Annotated in this window: 12 protein-coding genes; 6 read left to right on the top strand and 6 right to left on the bottom strand. The window is 66.0% G+C overall.

What is annotated here, in order from left to right; translation table 11 throughout:
• Nucleotides 1-8: 8 nt before the first annotated feature.
• The gene (locus tag B5X73_RS01180) at nt 9-773 is read right to left on the bottom strand and encodes a DUF72 domain-containing protein (RefSeq protein WP_079520345.1); all 765 of its coding nucleotides are present in this window, start codon (nt 771-773) and stop codon (nt 9-11) included.
• A gap of 167 nt (nt 774-940) precedes the next feature.
• On the opposite strand from B5X73_RS01180, the gene B5X73_RS01175 reads away from it, so the two are divergent.
• The 6 genes from B5X73_RS01175 (at nt 941) to B5X73_RS01150 (ending at nt 11,195) form a co-directional block, all read left to right on the top strand.
• Nucleotides 941-1,135, top strand: coding sequence for a hypothetical protein (locus tag B5X73_RS01175; protein ID WP_079520170.1), 195 nt, complete (start codon nt 941-943; stop codon nt 1,133-1,135).
• A gap of 126 nt (nt 1,136-1,261) precedes the next feature.
• Nucleotides 1,262-2,401 (top strand): hypothetical protein, encoded by a 1,140-nt coding sequence (locus B5X73_RS01170; RefSeq protein ID WP_217699714.1) that lies wholly within the window; start codon nt 1,262-1,264, stop codon nt 2,399-2,401.
• The gene (locus B5X73_RS01165) at nt 2,401-3,612 is read left to right on the top strand and encodes an efflux RND transporter periplasmic adaptor subunit (RefSeq protein ID WP_079520168.1); all 1,212 of its coding nucleotides are present in this window, start codon (nt 2,401-2,403) and stop codon (nt 3,610-3,612) included. Before B5X73_RS01170 ends, B5X73_RS01165 begins: the two co-directional genes overlap by 1 nt.
• A complete protein-coding gene (locus B5X73_RS01160) occupies nt 3,609-6,698 on the top strand; it encodes an efflux RND transporter permease subunit (RefSeq protein ID WP_079520166.1) in 3,090 nt (1,029 codons plus the stop codon). Before B5X73_RS01165 ends, B5X73_RS01160 begins: the two co-directional genes overlap by 4 nt.
• 10 nt (nt 6,699-6,708) lie before the next feature.
• Nucleotides 6,709-9,825, top strand: a complete 3,117-nt coding sequence (locus B5X73_RS01155) for an efflux RND transporter permease subunit (RefSeq protein ID WP_079520164.1) — start codon at nt 6,709-6,711, stop codon at nt 9,823-9,825.
• On the top strand, nt 9,822-11,195 hold the full coding sequence (locus B5X73_RS01150; protein WP_176167677.1) for an efflux transporter outer membrane subunit: 1,374 nt from the start codon (nt 9,822-9,824) through the stop codon (nt 11,193-11,195). Before B5X73_RS01155 ends, B5X73_RS01150 begins: the two co-directional genes overlap by 4 nt.
• Here the strand turns inward: B5X73_RS01150 and B5X73_RS01145 are convergent.
• Genes B5X73_RS01145 through B5X73_RS01125 form a run of 5 tightly spaced genes read right to left on the bottom strand, consistent with a single transcriptional unit; the run spans nt 11,192 to nt 15,773 of the window.
• Complete coding sequence (locus tag B5X73_RS01145) at nt 11,192-12,031, bottom strand: hypothetical protein (RefSeq protein ID WP_079520160.1); 840 nt, start codon at nt 12,029-12,031, stop codon at nt 11,192-11,194. The two genes, B5X73_RS01150 and B5X73_RS01145, sit on opposite strands and share 4 nt — an antisense overlap.
• The gene (locus B5X73_RS01140; protein WP_079520158.1) at nt 12,028-13,365 is read right to left on the bottom strand and encodes a lipopolysaccharide biosynthesis protein; all 1,338 of its coding nucleotides are present in this window, start codon (nt 13,363-13,365) and stop codon (nt 12,028-12,030) included. Before B5X73_RS01140 ends, B5X73_RS01145 begins: the two co-directional genes overlap by 4 nt.
• Entirely contained in the window at nt 13,362-14,546 is a 1,185-nt protein-coding gene (locus tag B5X73_RS01135) for a serine palmitoyltransferase (RefSeq protein ID WP_079520156.1), read from the bottom strand. The genes B5X73_RS01140 and B5X73_RS01135 overlap by 4 nt, the downstream gene beginning before the upstream one ends.
• Nucleotides 14,543-14,794: an acyl carrier protein gene (locus tag B5X73_RS01130; RefSeq protein ID WP_079520154.1), complete on the bottom strand. Its 252-nt coding sequence runs from the start codon at nt 14,792-14,794 to the stop codon at nt 14,543-14,545. The genes B5X73_RS01135 and B5X73_RS01130 overlap by 4 nt, the downstream gene beginning before the upstream one ends.
• A gap of 13 nt (nt 14,795-14,807) precedes the next feature.
• On the bottom strand, nt 14,808-15,773 hold the full coding sequence (locus B5X73_RS01125; RefSeq protein WP_079520152.1) for an NAD-dependent epimerase/dehydratase family protein: 966 nt from the start codon (nt 15,771-15,773) through the stop codon (nt 14,808-14,810).
• Between the last annotated feature and the right edge of the window lies 1 nt (nt 15,774).

Raw genomic sequence — 15,774 nt, 5'->3', positions numbered from 1 at the left:
TTTCAGCATCAATCCGGCTGCTCGGCATCGAGCATGGCCTTCAGCGTCAGGGCATTGGGAACGGCCTCTCCGCGTGCCGTGTTGTCAAAAATGCACCACGCATCGCGTCCGTCGCCGGCTGACAACCTCATCCTTGTGGCGACGCTGTCGATGAACGTGCGGTCGTATGCGGAATAGTAGATCTCGGGGGCGCCGTGCAACCGAATGTAAAGAAGCTCGGGGTGAAGCATTGGCTCGACACCGGCGACGGGCGAGGGATGGGCCTGGACGATCGATATGTCCCCTTCTCGTAACAACGCATCCGCCTTCGCCGTAAACCAGGAAGCGTGTCGCGGCTCGCACACGACGGGGGTGGATGTGATCTTCCGCAGACGGCGGAAAAATGCTCTCGCTGTTTTTGAATCAAGTGCAAGGCTCGGGGGAAGCTGGATCAGGATGCAACCGAGCTTGGCCTTCAGTCCTGACACCTCACGCAGAAAGGCGGCGAGCGGCGCTTCACAGTGCTGCAGGCGAAGCTCGTGCGTGATCGTTCGAGGCATCTTCACGCTGAAGCGAAAGCTTTCAGGAACGCTTTCCCCCCAGCGAAGGTAGGTCTTCTCCTGGTGCGACCGATAGAAGGACGAGTTGATCTCGACGCAGGAAAACACCCGCGCATAGCGCTCCAGATGAGTGCCCTCGGTGCCGAACGACGAGGCGACCTTCGACGCAAGCGACCAGCCCGCGCAGCCCACTCGCAGGGCGGGCGATTCGGAAGCGTGAGTGGTTTGGTTCATGCGGGCAGTCTTGGTCAGACGGCGTGAACGCACGGTGGCCTGACCGGACAACGTCGCATGAGGTCTTCACCGGGCCTCCTGACTCAGTCACGCAATGAACACCGCCGACACGCTCTTTCGTCACGGAGGTGGGGCAACGATTCGTTCTTCTGAGAGGAGAGAACACCATGAGCGACCGCGACAGCGTGCAGCATTCCTCCATCGGCGTCGGTGGGTCCAACAATCCAGCGGCCAACCCCGGCCAGGACAAGCCGGCGAACGAGCCCTCGGACCAGGTCGGTCAGACCCGGCCGGACGATGTGGCGACCGACGGCGCGGATCAGAAGGGACGGCGGGATCCGGGCAAGAGCGGTCAGCGATAGGGTAGGGAGGCACGCTTTTGAATTACTAGCCTCGCGGGTATATCAAATTGGGATTCGCAAGATTAAAATCATGTTTCGCCGATATGGCAAACACATGTCTTAATCCGCTTTTCAGGGATCCCAGAATTGAGCAACTCCGCCTCGCTGCGCATCGTTCCCCTTGATAGCAAGGCCGAACTGGACCGGTTCATCAAGGTACCGGGCGCGATCCTGGGATCGGATCCCGCATGGATCGCGCCTTTATTTCTTGAACGAAAACTCCACCTCGGTGCAAAAACCAACCCATGGTTCGAGCATGCCCGGTGGAAGGGGTGGATCGCCTATCGCGGTGATCGCCCGGTTGGCAGGATCAGTGCCCAGATAGATTCCCTGCACCTGCAGCGCCACGCCGACGGTGCGGGCTTCTTCGGCATGCTCGACGCCGAGGACAACCCGGAGACCTTCGCCGCGTTGCTCCGGACGGCGGAAGACTGGCTCCGAGGCGAGGGTATCGAACGCATACGCGGGCCGCTCAGTCTGTCGATCAACGACGAGGTGGGCCTTCTCATCGACGGCTTCGATACGTCGCCCTATTTCATGATGGGTCATACGCGGCCGTATTACGGCTCGCACATCGAGCAGGCAGGCTACGCGAAAGCCAAGGACATGTTGGCCTATGTCGTCGCGCCCGACTTTCCCGAGCCCAAAGTGATGAACCGCTTGCTCGGCAAGTCGAAGCAGCGCATCCGCGTGCGCCCGCTCGACCGCAGCCGTTTCGATGAAGAACTGGCCACGCTGCGCGATATCTTCAACGATGCCTGGGCCGATAACTGGGGCTTCGTGCCGTTCACCGAAGCCGAATTCAAGGATCTCGGTCACACCCTGAAGGTCTTGATCGCCTCGGAGCTGATCCAGATCGCCGAGGTGGACGGCGAACCGGCCGCGTTCATCGTCGCCTTGCCCAACGTCAACGAAGTGATCAGGGACTTCGACGGCAAGCTGCTGCCGTTCAACTGGGTCAAGCTGCTGTGGCGGCTCAAGAAGCGCTTCCCGAAGTCGTCGCGCGTGCCGCTCATGGGCGTGCGTCGCAGCTTTCATAACACGCCGCTCGGTCCCGGACTGGCATTTCTGGTGATCGATGCCGTCCGGCATCATCTGGTGGCGCGTGGCGTCGAGGAGGTCGAGTTGTCCTGGATCCTCGAAGACAACGCCGGCATGCGCAACATCATCGAAGCGATCGGCGGTCGTGACTACAAGCGCTATCGCGTCTACGAAAGGCAGCTCTGATGGCGAAGCAATCCTCGCGTGGAACCGTGGCGGTCGTCGGCATCGTCGCGGTCGCCGCGATTGTATGGTGGGTCGGACACGGCAAAAAAGACGGTGCCTCGGTAGCCGATCAGGCGGTGCCGGTCGTCACGGCCACCGTCCGGCAAGGCGGATTCGTCGTCTATCGCGTGCAGCCGGGAACGGTCACCCCGTTCAACAGCGTGCTGGTGCGGAGCCAGGTGGATGGAGTGCTCACGCGCGTCGCCTTCAGCGGCGGGCAGCAGGTCAGGAAGGGCGATCTGCTGGCCGAGATCGATCCGCGAGCCTCGCAGGCACAGCTCCAGCTCGCAACCGGCGATCTGGGCCGCAGTCAGGCGCAGCTGGCCAATGCGGAAGAAACGCTCAAGCACTATGAGGCGCTCCTCGCGCAGGATTCCATCTCGCGTCAGCGGGTCGCCGATCAGCGCTCGTTGGTACGGCAGTACGCCGCCGAGGTGAAATCCGAGCAGGGCCGTATCGGCAGCGCCAACCTTCAGGTGTCCAACGCGCGGATCGTCTCGCCGATCTCGGGAATGGTGGGCTTGCGGCGCGTCGACCCGGGCAATCTGGTGGGCCCGTCGGACGCTCGTGGCATCGTCACCGTCACGCAGTCGCAGCCCAGCAAGGTCCTCTTCTCCGTACCGGTCAACGTGGTTCCGCGCGTACTCGCGCGCCTTAACGGCGGTGCCTGTATTCCGGTCGATGCTTACGGCGACGGCCCTGACGACAAACTGGGTACCGGCCATCTTCTCGCGGCGAACAATCAGGTGGACCCCACGACCGGCACGGTGAAGTTCGAAGCCGAGTTCGCCAATGCCGACGGCGCGCTGCTGCCGAACCAGTTCGTGACCGCGAAGCTCCCCGTCGATGTGTTGCCGCAGGCGATCCTGGTGCCATCCGCAGCGATCCAGCAGGGCGCTCAGGGGCCCTTCGTCTACGCGATCAAGGACGACAAGACCGCTGCCGTCGTGCCGGTCAAACTGGGTGCTCAGGACGCTTCCACCACCGTCATCGCCTCCGGGATCGCAGCGGGGGCGAAGGTCGTCGTCGAAGGCGCGGACCGGCTGCGCGCCGGGACGAAAGTGCAGGCCACGGCGGCGGCCGAGCCTGCGCCGTCCCCCGCGGCGGAGACGCCTTCCTGTCATCGCGACGAGGCGGGCGCCTCAGCGCGGACGTCGACCGCGCGCTCGTGAACCCGTCCCGTCCGTTTATTCTCCGGCCGGTCGCAACCGCGCTGCTAGCCGTCGCGATCCTCCTGGTCGGCCTGTTCGGGTATCGCTTTCTGCCGCTCTCGGCGCTGCCGGAAGTGGACTTTCCGACCATCGAGGTCGTCACAGCGTATCCGGGGGCCGGACCGCAGGTGGTGGGATCGACCATCACGGCGCCGCTCGAACGGCAGTTCGGCCAGATGCCAGGGCTGAGCCAGATGTCGTCGACGAGTTCGGCGGGCGCCTCGACGATCACCCTGCGCTTCAATCTGGATCTGCCGCTCGACGTGGCGGAGCAGGAAGTGCAGGCTTCGATCAACGCGGTGGCGCCGTCACTGCCTTCCGATATCTCGCAGCCGCCGATCTACCGCAAGGTCAATCCGGCCGATGCGCCGGTGATGACGCTGGCGCTGACGTCCCCGACGTTGCCGCTCCGGACGCTGCGCGAACTGGCGGATACCCGCCTCGTGCCCAAGTTGTCTCAGGTGACCGGCGTCGGCCTGGTCAGCCTCGGCGGAGGCCAGCAACCGGCCATCCTGGTACAGGCCGATCCGGCGAAACTGCGCTCGCGTGGCATGACGCTGGAGGACCTGCGCGGTTCGATTCGCGAGGCCAATTCGAACGTGGCTAAAGGCACCCTCGACGGCGCGGTGCGTTCGTCCAACATCGCCATCGCGGATCCGCTGGACAGCGCGGAAGCCTTCGCGAATCTGACCGTGGGCCACCGCGAAGGCGCGGTGGTTCGCCTGCGCGATGTGGCGAGCGTGAGCGATGGTGCGGAAAACGCACGTCTTGCCGCCTGGTCGGGCGAGCAGCCCGCCATCATCCTGCAGATCCGCAGGCAGCCGGGCGCCAACGTGGTCGAGGTCGTGGATCGCGTCCGGCAGGTGCTGCCGCAATTGCAGGCGACGCTGCCCGCGGCCGCCGATGTCACGACACTGGCCGATCGCACGGAGTCCGTGCGTGCCGCCGTGCACGATGTACAGATGGAGCTGGTATTCGCCGTGATCCTGGTGGTCCTGGTGATCTTCCTGTTCCTCGGCGGCGGCGCCGCGACGCTGATCCCCGGTGTGGTCGTGCCGCTGTCGCTGATCGGCACGTTCGCGGTCATGTACCTCGCGGGCTTCTCGATCAACAACCTGACGCTGATGGCGCTGATCGTGGCGACGGGTTTCATGGTGGACGATGCGATCGTCATGATCGAGAACATCGCACGCTATGTCGAAGCGGGGGAAGAGCCATTCGCCGCCGCGCTGAAGGGTTCGCGCCAGATCGCGTTCACCGTGGTCTCGCTCACCTTGTCGCTGCTGGCGGTACTGATCCCGCTGCTGTTCATGGGCGGGGTGGTGGGGCGTCTTTTCCGCGAGTTCGCGGTCACCCTCGCGGTCGCCATTCTGATCTCCGGCGTGGTGTCGCTGACACTGACACCGATGATGTGCGCACGGATGCTCCGGCGCACGCCCGTGCGCGAGGGCAAAGCGTGGCATGCCCGCGTACTCGCGCGTTACGAGGCCGGTCTGAGCTGGGTCCTGGCACGGCAGACCGCGACACTCGTGACGGTCGGCGCGATGGCGGTATTTGCGGTCGCGCTGTATTTCGTCGTGCCGCGCGGTCTCTTTCCCCGGCAGGACAGCGGCGACATTCAGGGCGTCACCGTCGCGCCGGCGACCGTATCGTTCGCCGCCATGAGCCAGCGGCAGCAGGCGTTGACGCATGCGATCCTGCGCGATCCGGCCGTGGCCAGCGTCGCGTCGTTCGTCGGTGTGGGTGACGGTGCGCCATCCCTCAACAGCGGGCGACTGCTCATCCACCTCAAGCCGCTGTCGCACCGCGACCGCGCGCCCGCGGTCATGAAGCGACTCGCGGACGCGGCGTCCGGCGTCGCCGGCATTACGCTCTACATGCAGCCGGTGCCCGACCTGACGATCGACGACCGCCTCAGTCCGGGTCAGTACCAGTTCTCGGTCGAAAACGCGGACTCCACCCAGCTTGCGGCCTGGCTGCCGCGGGTGCTGGAGCCCTTGCGGAACGACCGGCACCTGGCCCATACCACCAGCGATCAGCAGGTCGACGGTCTCGAGGCTTACGTCCATGTCGATCACGAGCTTGCCAGCCGCTACGGGATCACGTCGGCGGCTGTGGGTGACGCGCTGTACAACAGCTTCGGCCAGCGTCAGGTCGGCACCTTGCTCACCCTCGCCAGCCAGCGTCGCGTCATCCTCGAGGCCTTGCCCGCCGCGGGCGGTACGGCGAGCGCGATGGAGGGTGTCTATCTCTCCGGCCAGGGCGGGGCAGGCGACGCCGGTGCCGACCCTGCGGATCCGGCGGCGTCGCTGATTCCCCTCGCATCCATCGCGAAGGTGACGGAGCGCATCGCGCCGCTGGTGGTCACCCGAATCGACCAGTTGCCCGCGGCTACGGTGTCGTTCAATCTCGCTTCGGGCGTGTCGCTGGACGGTGCGATGGAAGCCGTGGATTCGGCGTGGCATCGACTGAAACCGCCGGCCGGCATGCACATGCGCTGGCAGGGCGCCGCGCAGGCGTTCGAAGCATCGCGCGGCGGACAGCCGTGGTTGCTGCTGGCCACGCTGCTCAGTGTCTACATCGTGCTCGGCGTACTCTACGAGAGCTACATCCACCCGTTGACGATTCTTTCGACGCTTCCCTCAGCCGGCATCGGTGCCCTTTTGGCACTCATCATCGGCGGCTTCGAGCTCGACGTGATCTCGCTGATCGGCGTGATCCTGCTGATCGGCATCGTGCAGAAGAACGCGATCATGCTGATCGACTTCGCGATCGATGCGCAGCGCGAGCAGGGCCTTCTCCCGCGCGATGCCATCGTGCAGGCGTGTCTCCTTCGTTTCCGTCCGATCATCATGACCACGCTGGCCGCGATGCTGGGCGCGTTGCCGCTGATGCTGGGCGGCGGTATGGGCGCGGAACTGCGTCACCCCCTGGGTGTGGGCATCTTCTGGGGGCTGCTGGTCAGCCAGTTGCTGACGCTGTTCACCACGCCGGTGATCTATCTGGCGTTCGAGCGCGTGCTGCAGCGGGGCGGGCGTCGCTCGTGAGTGAGACGGCATGAATCTGTCGCGTCTCTTCATCGACAGGCCGGTAGCGACCTCGCTGCTCTGCCTCGGGCTGGTGGTCGCAGGGGCGCTTGCCTGGCGGCTGCTGCCGATCGCCTCGTTGCCCGAGGTGAACGTGCCGACCATCAAGGTGTCGGCCGAGTTGCCCGGTGCCAGTCCGGCGACGATGGTCTCGGCCGTGGCGACGCCGCTCGAGCGCGCGCTCGGGCGCATCGCCGGGCTCACCGAGATGACCTCCGTCAGTACGACGGGAGGCACCGACGTGCGGCTCACCTTCGACCTGTCACGCAACGTGGTCGGGGCGTCGCGCGACGTGCAGGCGGCGATCAATGCCGCGCGTGCGGACCTGCCGTCCGATATGCCGGCCGCACCGAGCTATCGCGAGGTCAGTTCCGCCGACGCGCCCGTGCTGGTGCTCGGCCTCACCTCCCGGCATGCGACGCCGAGTCAGATGTATGGCGTCGCGTCGACCACCTTCAGCCAGACGCTGGCGCAGGTGGATGGGGTGGGCGAGGTCGAACTGGTCGGAAGTTCCGTCCCCGCCGTGCGTGTAGCCCTGGATCCGCAGGCGATGAACCAACGGGGTGTCGGCTTCGAGCAGGTGCGCCACGCGGTGTCGGCTGCCGTGTCGAATGCCGCCGGCGGCGCGATCGAGACCGGTGACCGTTACCTGCAGGTCGCTACCAACGGTCAGTTCGACAAGGCCAGCGCGTTTCGCTCGGTCGTCGTGGCGGGACGCGATGGTACGGCCGTGCCGCTCGGTGACATCGCCCGCGTCATCGAGACGGAGCGCGACCCACATCAGGCGGCGCTCGCCAACGGCGAGCCGGCCGTGCTGGCCCTGGTCCGCCACAAGCCCGGCTCCAATACCATCGAAGTCATCGACGGGGTGATGAAGCGCCTGCCCGCGCTCCAGGCTTCGCTGCCTGGCGACATGAAGGTGAGCGTCATCGTCGATCGTGCCACCTCGGTCCGCGGCTCGCTGCGCGCGGCCGAACATACCCTCGCGCTGGCCGTCGTGCTGGTGGTCCTGGTCATGCTGGTCTTCCTGCGCGACCTGCGCGCGGCCCTGATCGCCAGCGCCGTGGCGCCAATCTCGCTGCTCGGTGCGATGACCGCGATGTACCTGCTGGGGTACAGCCTCGACATCCTCTCGCTGATGGCACTCACCATCGCGGTGGGCTTCACCGTGGATGACGCGGTCGTCGTCGTCGAAAACATCGCGCGCCATATCGAAGACGGGGTGCCGCCGCGCGAGGCGGCGCGTGTGGGTGCTGGTGAGGTCGGTCTCACGGTGGTGAGTATGAGCGCGGTCCTCATCGCGGTATTCATTCCCTTGTTGCTGATGGGCGGCTACGTCGGTCTGTTCGTGCGCGAATTCTCCGTCACGCTCGCCGTCGTGATCGCGATCTCGCTGGTGGTTTCGCTTACTGTCGTGCCCATGCTGTGCGCGTTGTGGTTGCAACCGGCAGACGCCCGGCGCGCACCAGGGCGGATGCTGCGCTGGAGCGAACGTGCGTTCAGTCGTCTGCAACCCGCTTACGACGACAGCCTGGTGTGGGCGCTCCGCCGTGCGCCGCTGACAATGCTTTCCCTGCTGGCCGTGCTTTGCCTTAGCGTCTTTCTCTACATCGCCGTGCCGAAGGGATTCTTTCCGCGGCAGGACACCGGTGAGCTCACCGGCGACTTCGACACCGACGCGGATGCCTCCTTTCCGGTGGCGCGCGCCAAGCTGGCGAGCTATCTCGAGGTGGTGCGTGCGGATCCGGCCATAGCGAGTGTCGCGGGTTATGTCGAACACGATTCGGGTTCGCTGTTCGCCACGCTGAAGCCGCTTTCGCAACGCGACGCGACGGCGGACGAAGTGGCCGCGCGTATCAACGCCAGGCTGGCGAAACTTTCGGGCGGCACGTTTACCGTGACGTCGGTGCAGAACATCCGCACGGGTGGACGTCGTAGCCGCGCCTCCAACGAATACACGATCCAGGCCGACTCGTCGGCGCTGCTGGCGACATGGGTGCCGCGTATCGCGGAGGCCATGGCAAGGTTGCCGGAGCTGTCCAACGTGCACGGCAGTGGTAGCGGGACGGGCGTCGCGACGGCGCTGCACGTCGACCGGGATGCCGCTGCGCAGTTCGGTGTCAGCTACGCACGGGTGGACGGCGTGCTGCGAGACGCGTTCGCCGGCCGCCGGGTCACGACGATGTTTTCTCCGTCGAGCCAGACGCCGGTGCTGATGGGGATCGCGCCCGAGCACGCCACGTCTACCGACGTGTTCAACCACATCGAGGTTCCCGCGGCGAACGGTGCCAGCGTACCGTTGCCCGTGCTCGCCCATGTCCGTCAGCACGACATGCCACTGACGATCGCGCATTTCGCTCAGTCCGTGGCGACGACGATTTCGTTCGACAGAGCGCCTGGCGTCTCCCTCTCTCAGGCAACGCTCGCTATCAGGAAGGCCGTGGATGGGATGGCCGTACCGACGTCTGTCCGCGGCAGCCTGCAAGGGTCGGCGGGTGCGGCTCGTCAGGTGGCGGACAGCGAGCCAGCCCTCATTCTTGGCGCTTTCCTCACCCTGTTCATCGTGCTGGGTATTCTCTACGAGAGCTGCGTGCACCCGCTCACGATTCTGTCGACGTTGCCGTCGGCTGCCGTGGGTGCCGTCTTTGCGCTGATGCTCTTCCGGACCGACCTGGACGTCATCGCACTGGTCGGGATCTTCGCGCTGATCGGTATCGTGATGAAGAATGCGATCATGATGGTGGACTTCGCCCTGGCCGCGCAGCGCGGATCGGCGCTGACGCCGGCGGAAGCCATCCAGCTGGCATGCCGGCTTCGCTTTCGCCCCATCCTGATGACGTCTCTCGCCGTTATGGTCGCCGCGGTGCCGCTGGCGGTCGCACGCGGCGACGGTGCCGAGATGCACCGGCCGCTCGGCATCGCGATGGGCGGCGGCCTCGTGGTCAGTCAGCTCTTGACCCTTTACACGACTCCGGTTGTGTACCTTTACCTCGATCGATTCAGCAAGTGGGCAGGCAGATGGATGCAGAAACTCGGCAGGCGCGACGACGCGGGTTGGTCAACCGGCCGCGAGGATCCGCTGCCGTGAGCGAGCGCATGCCTCCCCGTGTATGGCGCGTCGCCCTCGTCGCTCTGGGTGTGTGCTTCATCGGCGCCTGCGCGCCGGTGGGCCCGGACTATGTTCGCCCTTCCGCGCCGGTACCCGCCGCTTACAAGGAAGCGGGCGCGCATGCGTCGTCGGGTGCGCAAGCCGCTATCTCGGCCAGGTGGTGGGAGATCTACGGTGACCCCGCGCTCGATGCGCTGGTGTCGCAAGTCGCGGTGAGCAACCAGTCGCTGGCCGCAGCGGCGGCGCGCGTACGCGAGGCGCAGGCGCTGGTGCAGGTCGCCAGTGGTGCCTCGGTACCGGCGGTCAGCGCGGGAACGCTGAAATCCGGCCGCAAGAACGAGAACGACTTTGGCCTGGGTGTCAGCTGGGAGCTGGATCTGTGGGGACGGATCCGCCGTGACGTCGAAGCTCATCGGGCAGCCGCCGACGCCAGTGCCGACGATCTGGCCGCCGCCACCCTTTCGATGCAGGCGCAGCTGGTGCAAAGCTACTTCGCGCTGCGTCAGGACGATGCGCTGATCGTGCTGCTTCAGCGAAGCGCCGAGGCAAGCGATCAGTGGCATCGCATGGTGGGCAACCAGTACGCCCAGGGACAGGCATCGAGCGCGAACGTCGCCGAGGCGCTGATGCGGGCGAGTACGGCACAGATGCAACTGGCGGATACCAGGAGCGCGCGAGCCCAGCTGGAGCACGCGATCGCGGTGATGCTCGGCAAGGCGCCGGCGGACTTTGCGATCGCCCCTGCTGCGTTCGACGTGCAGGTCCCGGCAATTCCCGCGGGCGTACCTGCGACGTTGCTCGAACGCCGGCCGGATGTCGCCGCCAGCGAGCGTCGTATGGCGGCGGCCAGCGCGCGCATCGGCGTGGCCAGGGCGGAAGCGTTGCCGACGATCAACCTCGCGGCCGGCATCGGCATCCTCCGCGGTCCCACGGGGACCGCCGATGTACGCGCACCGTTATTCACGGGTGGACGGCTGCAGGCACAGGCCGCCAATGCCAGCGAGGCCTATAACGAGGCTGTCGCCAATTACCGCCAGACGGTGCTCGATGCTTTCCGCGAAGTGGAAGACGGCCTCGTGATCACGAGCACGCTGTCCGGTGCGGCGGAGCTGCAGGACAGGGCCGCCGCGGCGGCCAACGAATCCGACCGGGTCACGCGAAACCAGTACAGGGAAGGTGTCGCCGACTATTCCGCTGTCGTGGAGGCGGCCAATGCTTCCCTCGACGCGGGCCGTGGCGAACTTCAGCTTCGCGTTCGCCGGCTGGACGCCAGCGTCAATCTGATCATGGCGCTGGGCGGCGGGTGGTCTTCTCCGTCGCCGCCCGTCCCTGAGCACCGATCACCCTAAACGGGGTAGCGGGCGATCAGCGTTTCGAGGCGTGAACGAATCTCGTTGGCCAGCGGAGCCGGCGTGCGGTAATGACGCCGGCCGGAGAGGGCCTCGGCCACCATTTCGTCGTGACGCGAGCCCATCAGGCCATTGATGGCCGCCAGAAACCTCGACATGCGCAAGGCATGCTCGTCGGGACCGAGCGAGCGCAGGGTGTCGTAGTAGGACACCTGCATGCTGACGATCTTGCGCACGGTATGGAATTCGTGGCCCGCGAAGTGCGTGCGCGACACCGCCCCGGCCAGGCGCCGCATTTCGGCCTGCTGCAACGCGATCAGCCCGGCTTCGGTATCGATGCGCGTGCGTTCCATGGTCCGCCGCACCATCGTCCACACGGGCCTGGACAACAGCACGCGTAGCCTTAGCCCGTGGCGGACGATGCCGCCGCGCCTGCCGCTGCGGAACGCATCCTGCAAGTGGCCGAGCACGCGTGTCGTCAGGTCGAAAAGATAGCTGGAGGTGTGACCTTCGCTGTACAGGCGCTGCGCGAAACGGAGGTGTTTGTACCGGGCGCGGATGTGCTTGAAATGCAGGCGCTCGTCCGCGCTCAACCCTTCGTTGCGAAGCAGCTTTCCGACGAGTCCCAGGAGATCTTCCCGCCGCACGCCTTCTTCCCAGAACTGCAGGCACAGCGCGTAGCAGTCGCGCATCGTGCCCTCGGGGCAGCTCAGAACGATGGGGTCGGGCAGGGCGACATGCGCATCGACGATATCGTCGACATCGACGGCGTCGAACAGACGTCGGAGCGCTTCGGCCGGAAACGTCGGCCATGCGTGGTCACGGCGGCGGATCATGTCTGCGCTTCCTCGGGCTTGTAGAACGAAAGCGTATGTCGCTTGCGGTACGCGCCGATCGTCGGAATCAGCGAGAAGAAGGCTTCCAGGCACTGTCCGCCGAAGTAGGCGATGGCGGCGCCCATGATGCCGAGATAATGCGACAGTCCGACCAGCAACAGGGCGTAAAGAAGGGCCGCCAGCGCCTGGGCGACCAGGGCGGCACGCTGACGGCTGGCGATGTACAGCAGCGATTCGAGCGGGAAGCCGGCCATCGAGACCACCAGGGCGGCGGACATGACCTGGAGCAGGTTGTAAGACTCGAGATACTGCGCTCCGAACACCGTCGAGATCAGCGGCTTGCCGACGACGATGACCAGTAAGGCAACCAGAAGACCGACGCCGCCGGCCAGCGTCGCCGAGCGCAGGCCCAGCTTCCACGGGCGTGTGCTGGCCGGGTCCATGCGCATGATTTCCGGATAGAAGCTTTTCTGCATCAGCGACGCCGGCGTGCCGGCGGCGTCGAAGAAGGTAAGCGCCACCTTGAACAAGCCGGCCGCGGTCGGTCCCAGGATGATGCCGACCAGCACGTTGGTACCGGCGTTGCGGGCGGACCAGATCGAGTGCGCGATGTTCGTCGTCCAGACAAAATCCCATGCGCCCTTGATACGGCGGGCGGGACCGAACAGACCCGGGCGCAGCGCATGATCGATCCGCTGACGGCGGAGTTCGCGGACGGCGAACAGCCACAGCACGCCGTCTCCGACCAGGCTCGAGACATACCAGGTAGCGATGAAGCCCGGAAATCCGAGATGGCCGAAGTACGCGATGACACTGCCGGCCGCGCGCAGCAGCGGCGTAATGGCTTGCTGAACCGCGATCAGGTCGAAGCGATCGATCGAGCGCAGGATGCCGGTCGGTGTCGCCGCGGTCATCGTCGGAATCAGAGTGCAGTAGCCCAGTGCCCACCAGAAGTCCGCTGGCGAGATGCCGACGGCGTGGCCGAGCAGGGGGAGCAGCACCACGCCACCCACCAGGGCGACCGCACCGCTTGCCAGATCCAGTCCGAAGGACAGGCCCGTGACATCGCGAAAGCGGGCCACGTCCTGATGGGCCAGCGCGGGGGTGCCGAACTGAACGATGAATTGCCAGGTCTGGAACTTGACGAAATCACTGACGCTTTTCGCGTACGCCTGAACGACCACCAGCGTGCCGAACAGCTCCGGCGTCATGCCACGTCCCGCGCACGCGAGTGACAGCAATCCCAGCAACGCGCTGGCGACGTTGCTGGAAGCCAGATAGGACGCGTTGCGCACGATGGCGCGGAAAGCGCCATCGGAGAACCAGTGCTTCATGCTTTGGCGCCAGTCCAGCTGGCGAACGCGGCGCAGATGGCGTCGATCTGCTCGGGCGTGTGAGCGGCGCTGACGCTGCAGCGAAGCAGCGATTCGCCCCCGGGCGTGGCCGGCGGAACCATGAGATTGACGTAGACACCGTGTTTGAGCAGGTGGTCCCAGAAACGCAGTGCCTCGAGCTTGTCGCCGACAAGGACGGCGACGACGGCGTTAGCCGGAGCGCCGAGCCGGAAGCCGAGCGCGCCCAGGCCCGCGTGCAGACGCTCCGCATTGTTCTGCAGGCGCAGTCGCAGGTCATCGGCGGCCGCGAGCGTGCGCAGCGCCTGCCGGGTGGCGGCGATGGTCGCGGGCGGCAGTGACGCGGTGAAAACGTAAGGCCGGCTGGCATAGCGCAGCACGTCCAGATCCGGCGAGTCGCTGACGCAGAAGCCGCCCGTGTTTCCGAGGCTCTTGCTGAAGGTGCCGACGACGTAGTCGACGTCGGCAAGCACACCTTGCTCATCGGCCAGGCCGCGCCCCTTGCTGCCGAGCACGCCCATGGAGTGGGCTTCGTCCACCATCAGCGTGGCACCGAACTCCCGCTTCACGCGAGCGAAATCGCGCAGGGGAGCGCGGTCGCCGAGCATGCTGTAGACGCCTTCGACGACGATCAGCGCGTTGGCCGCGTCGTCGCCAAGACGGCGCATGCGCTTGGCCAGATCGGCGGCGTCGTTGTGACGGAAACGAATGACGTTGGCGCCGCTCAGCCGGCAGCCATCGTAGATGCTGGCGTGGCTGTCGGCGTCGATCATGACGACGTCGCCGGTGCCCACCAGCGCGGAGATCATGCCGAGGTTGGCCTGATAGCCGGTGGAGAAGACGATGGCGTCGCGTTTGCCGTAGAACGCCGCCAGATCCACTTCCAGCTCGCGGTGTCCCGCGTAGCTGCCATTGGCCATGCGCGAGCCCGTGGTGCCCGTGCCGGCCGCCTCGAGCGCTTCGCGCGCCGCGGCGATCGTGCCGGGATCGAACGTCAGTCCGAGGTAGTTGTTCGTGCCCGCCAGGATCGTGCGGCGGCCGTGGATCAGGCCTTCCGTGGGCGAAAGAATGCGGTCGATCTGCACGCCGAACGGATCGATCCCCAGGGTGGCGAGCTCCTGCCGGACGGCTTGTACCGCCTGAAGCCTGGGATTCTCTCTCATGCGTTTGCGCTCAGCGTCGTTTCGATCTGCGTCGCGAGGTCGCCGACGGTCTTGATTTCCGCGAGGGCGTTGATGGGAATCGAGATGTCGAACTCGTCCTCGACCGCCAGCACCAGGTCCATGACCCGCAGTGAATCGAGTTCCAGTTCGCCGGTGAGTTCCGTGTTCTCGCCGATGGACGCGACGCGGCCCTCCGCGAGTGGCTCGAGGATGTCGACAAGCTTCGCAACGATGTCTTGATGGTTCATCAGGGTATTCCGTTCAGTGCGTCACGGTGTTGCCGAGCGTGGCGGCAAGGCCACGTTCAAACCCGATGTCGGGTGTCCAACCGGTGGCGCGGGTAAAGGCGCGGCCGTCGCATACCCAGTCGGCATGCGTCAGTTCGCGGACCTTGCCGGGGGTCAGCATGGGGGCGTAACCGAACACGCGCGCCGCGGCGCGGTTCGCTCCGGCGATCGCGCGTAATAACGGCGCGGGGATGAGGAGGCGACGGATCGGCGCGTTGTCGCGCAGGACGCGTGACGCCGTGCTCAGCACGGTGTCCCAGTCGTAGCCGCCCGCGTGACCGTCGTCGAGTTCGAAAGTCTGCCCCGACTGTGTGTCCGAGCGCAGCCAGGCCACGATAGCCGAGGCGAGATCGCTCACATGGATCAGGGAAAAGCGACCGTCGCCGCTGCCGGGTATCGGCGCGATGCCGCGTGCCATGCTCTGGAAGAGCGGAAGCATCTCGCGATCGCCTGGCCCGTAGACCGCCGGCGGCCGCAGCGCGGCCCACACGAGGTCGCCGGCGTGGGCTGCCAGGGCGCGTTCACCGAGCCACTTGCTGCGTGAGTAGTCGGACAGCTGCGGCTCGCGGGCCGCCAGCGACGACACCAGCAGGAACCGGTGGCAATGGCTTTCTTCCCGCGCCGCACGCACGATGTCGATGACACCGGCTTCATTGACCACGTCGAAATCGGCGGCGCGCGCGCCGCGCACGTTGCCGGCGCAGTGCACGACCGCGTCCGCGCCTTCCACAAGGGCGGCGAGGGCGTCGCGATCGTTGAGGTCGCCGGCGATCCACTTAAGGCCCGGCGCATTCTCCGGTACCCGCCCGGGACGAGGTCTGTACAACGCCCGCACACGGTATCCGGCAGCCATCAGCTGTTCGCGCAGCACCGTGCCAATGAAGCCCGTCGCCCCCGTCAAAGCAATCACGGGATGCCCCGCGTCGGCGAGTTCCTTCATC

This window comes from Luteibacter sp. 22Crub2.1 (assembly GCF_900167995.1).
Taxonomy (GTDB): Bacteria; Pseudomonadota; Gammaproteobacteria; order Xanthomonadales; family Rhodanobacteraceae; genus Luteibacter; species Luteibacter mycovicinus.
Note: the sequence above shows the minus strand (reverse complement) of the source record. Positions and strands in the feature narration are given on the sequence as shown.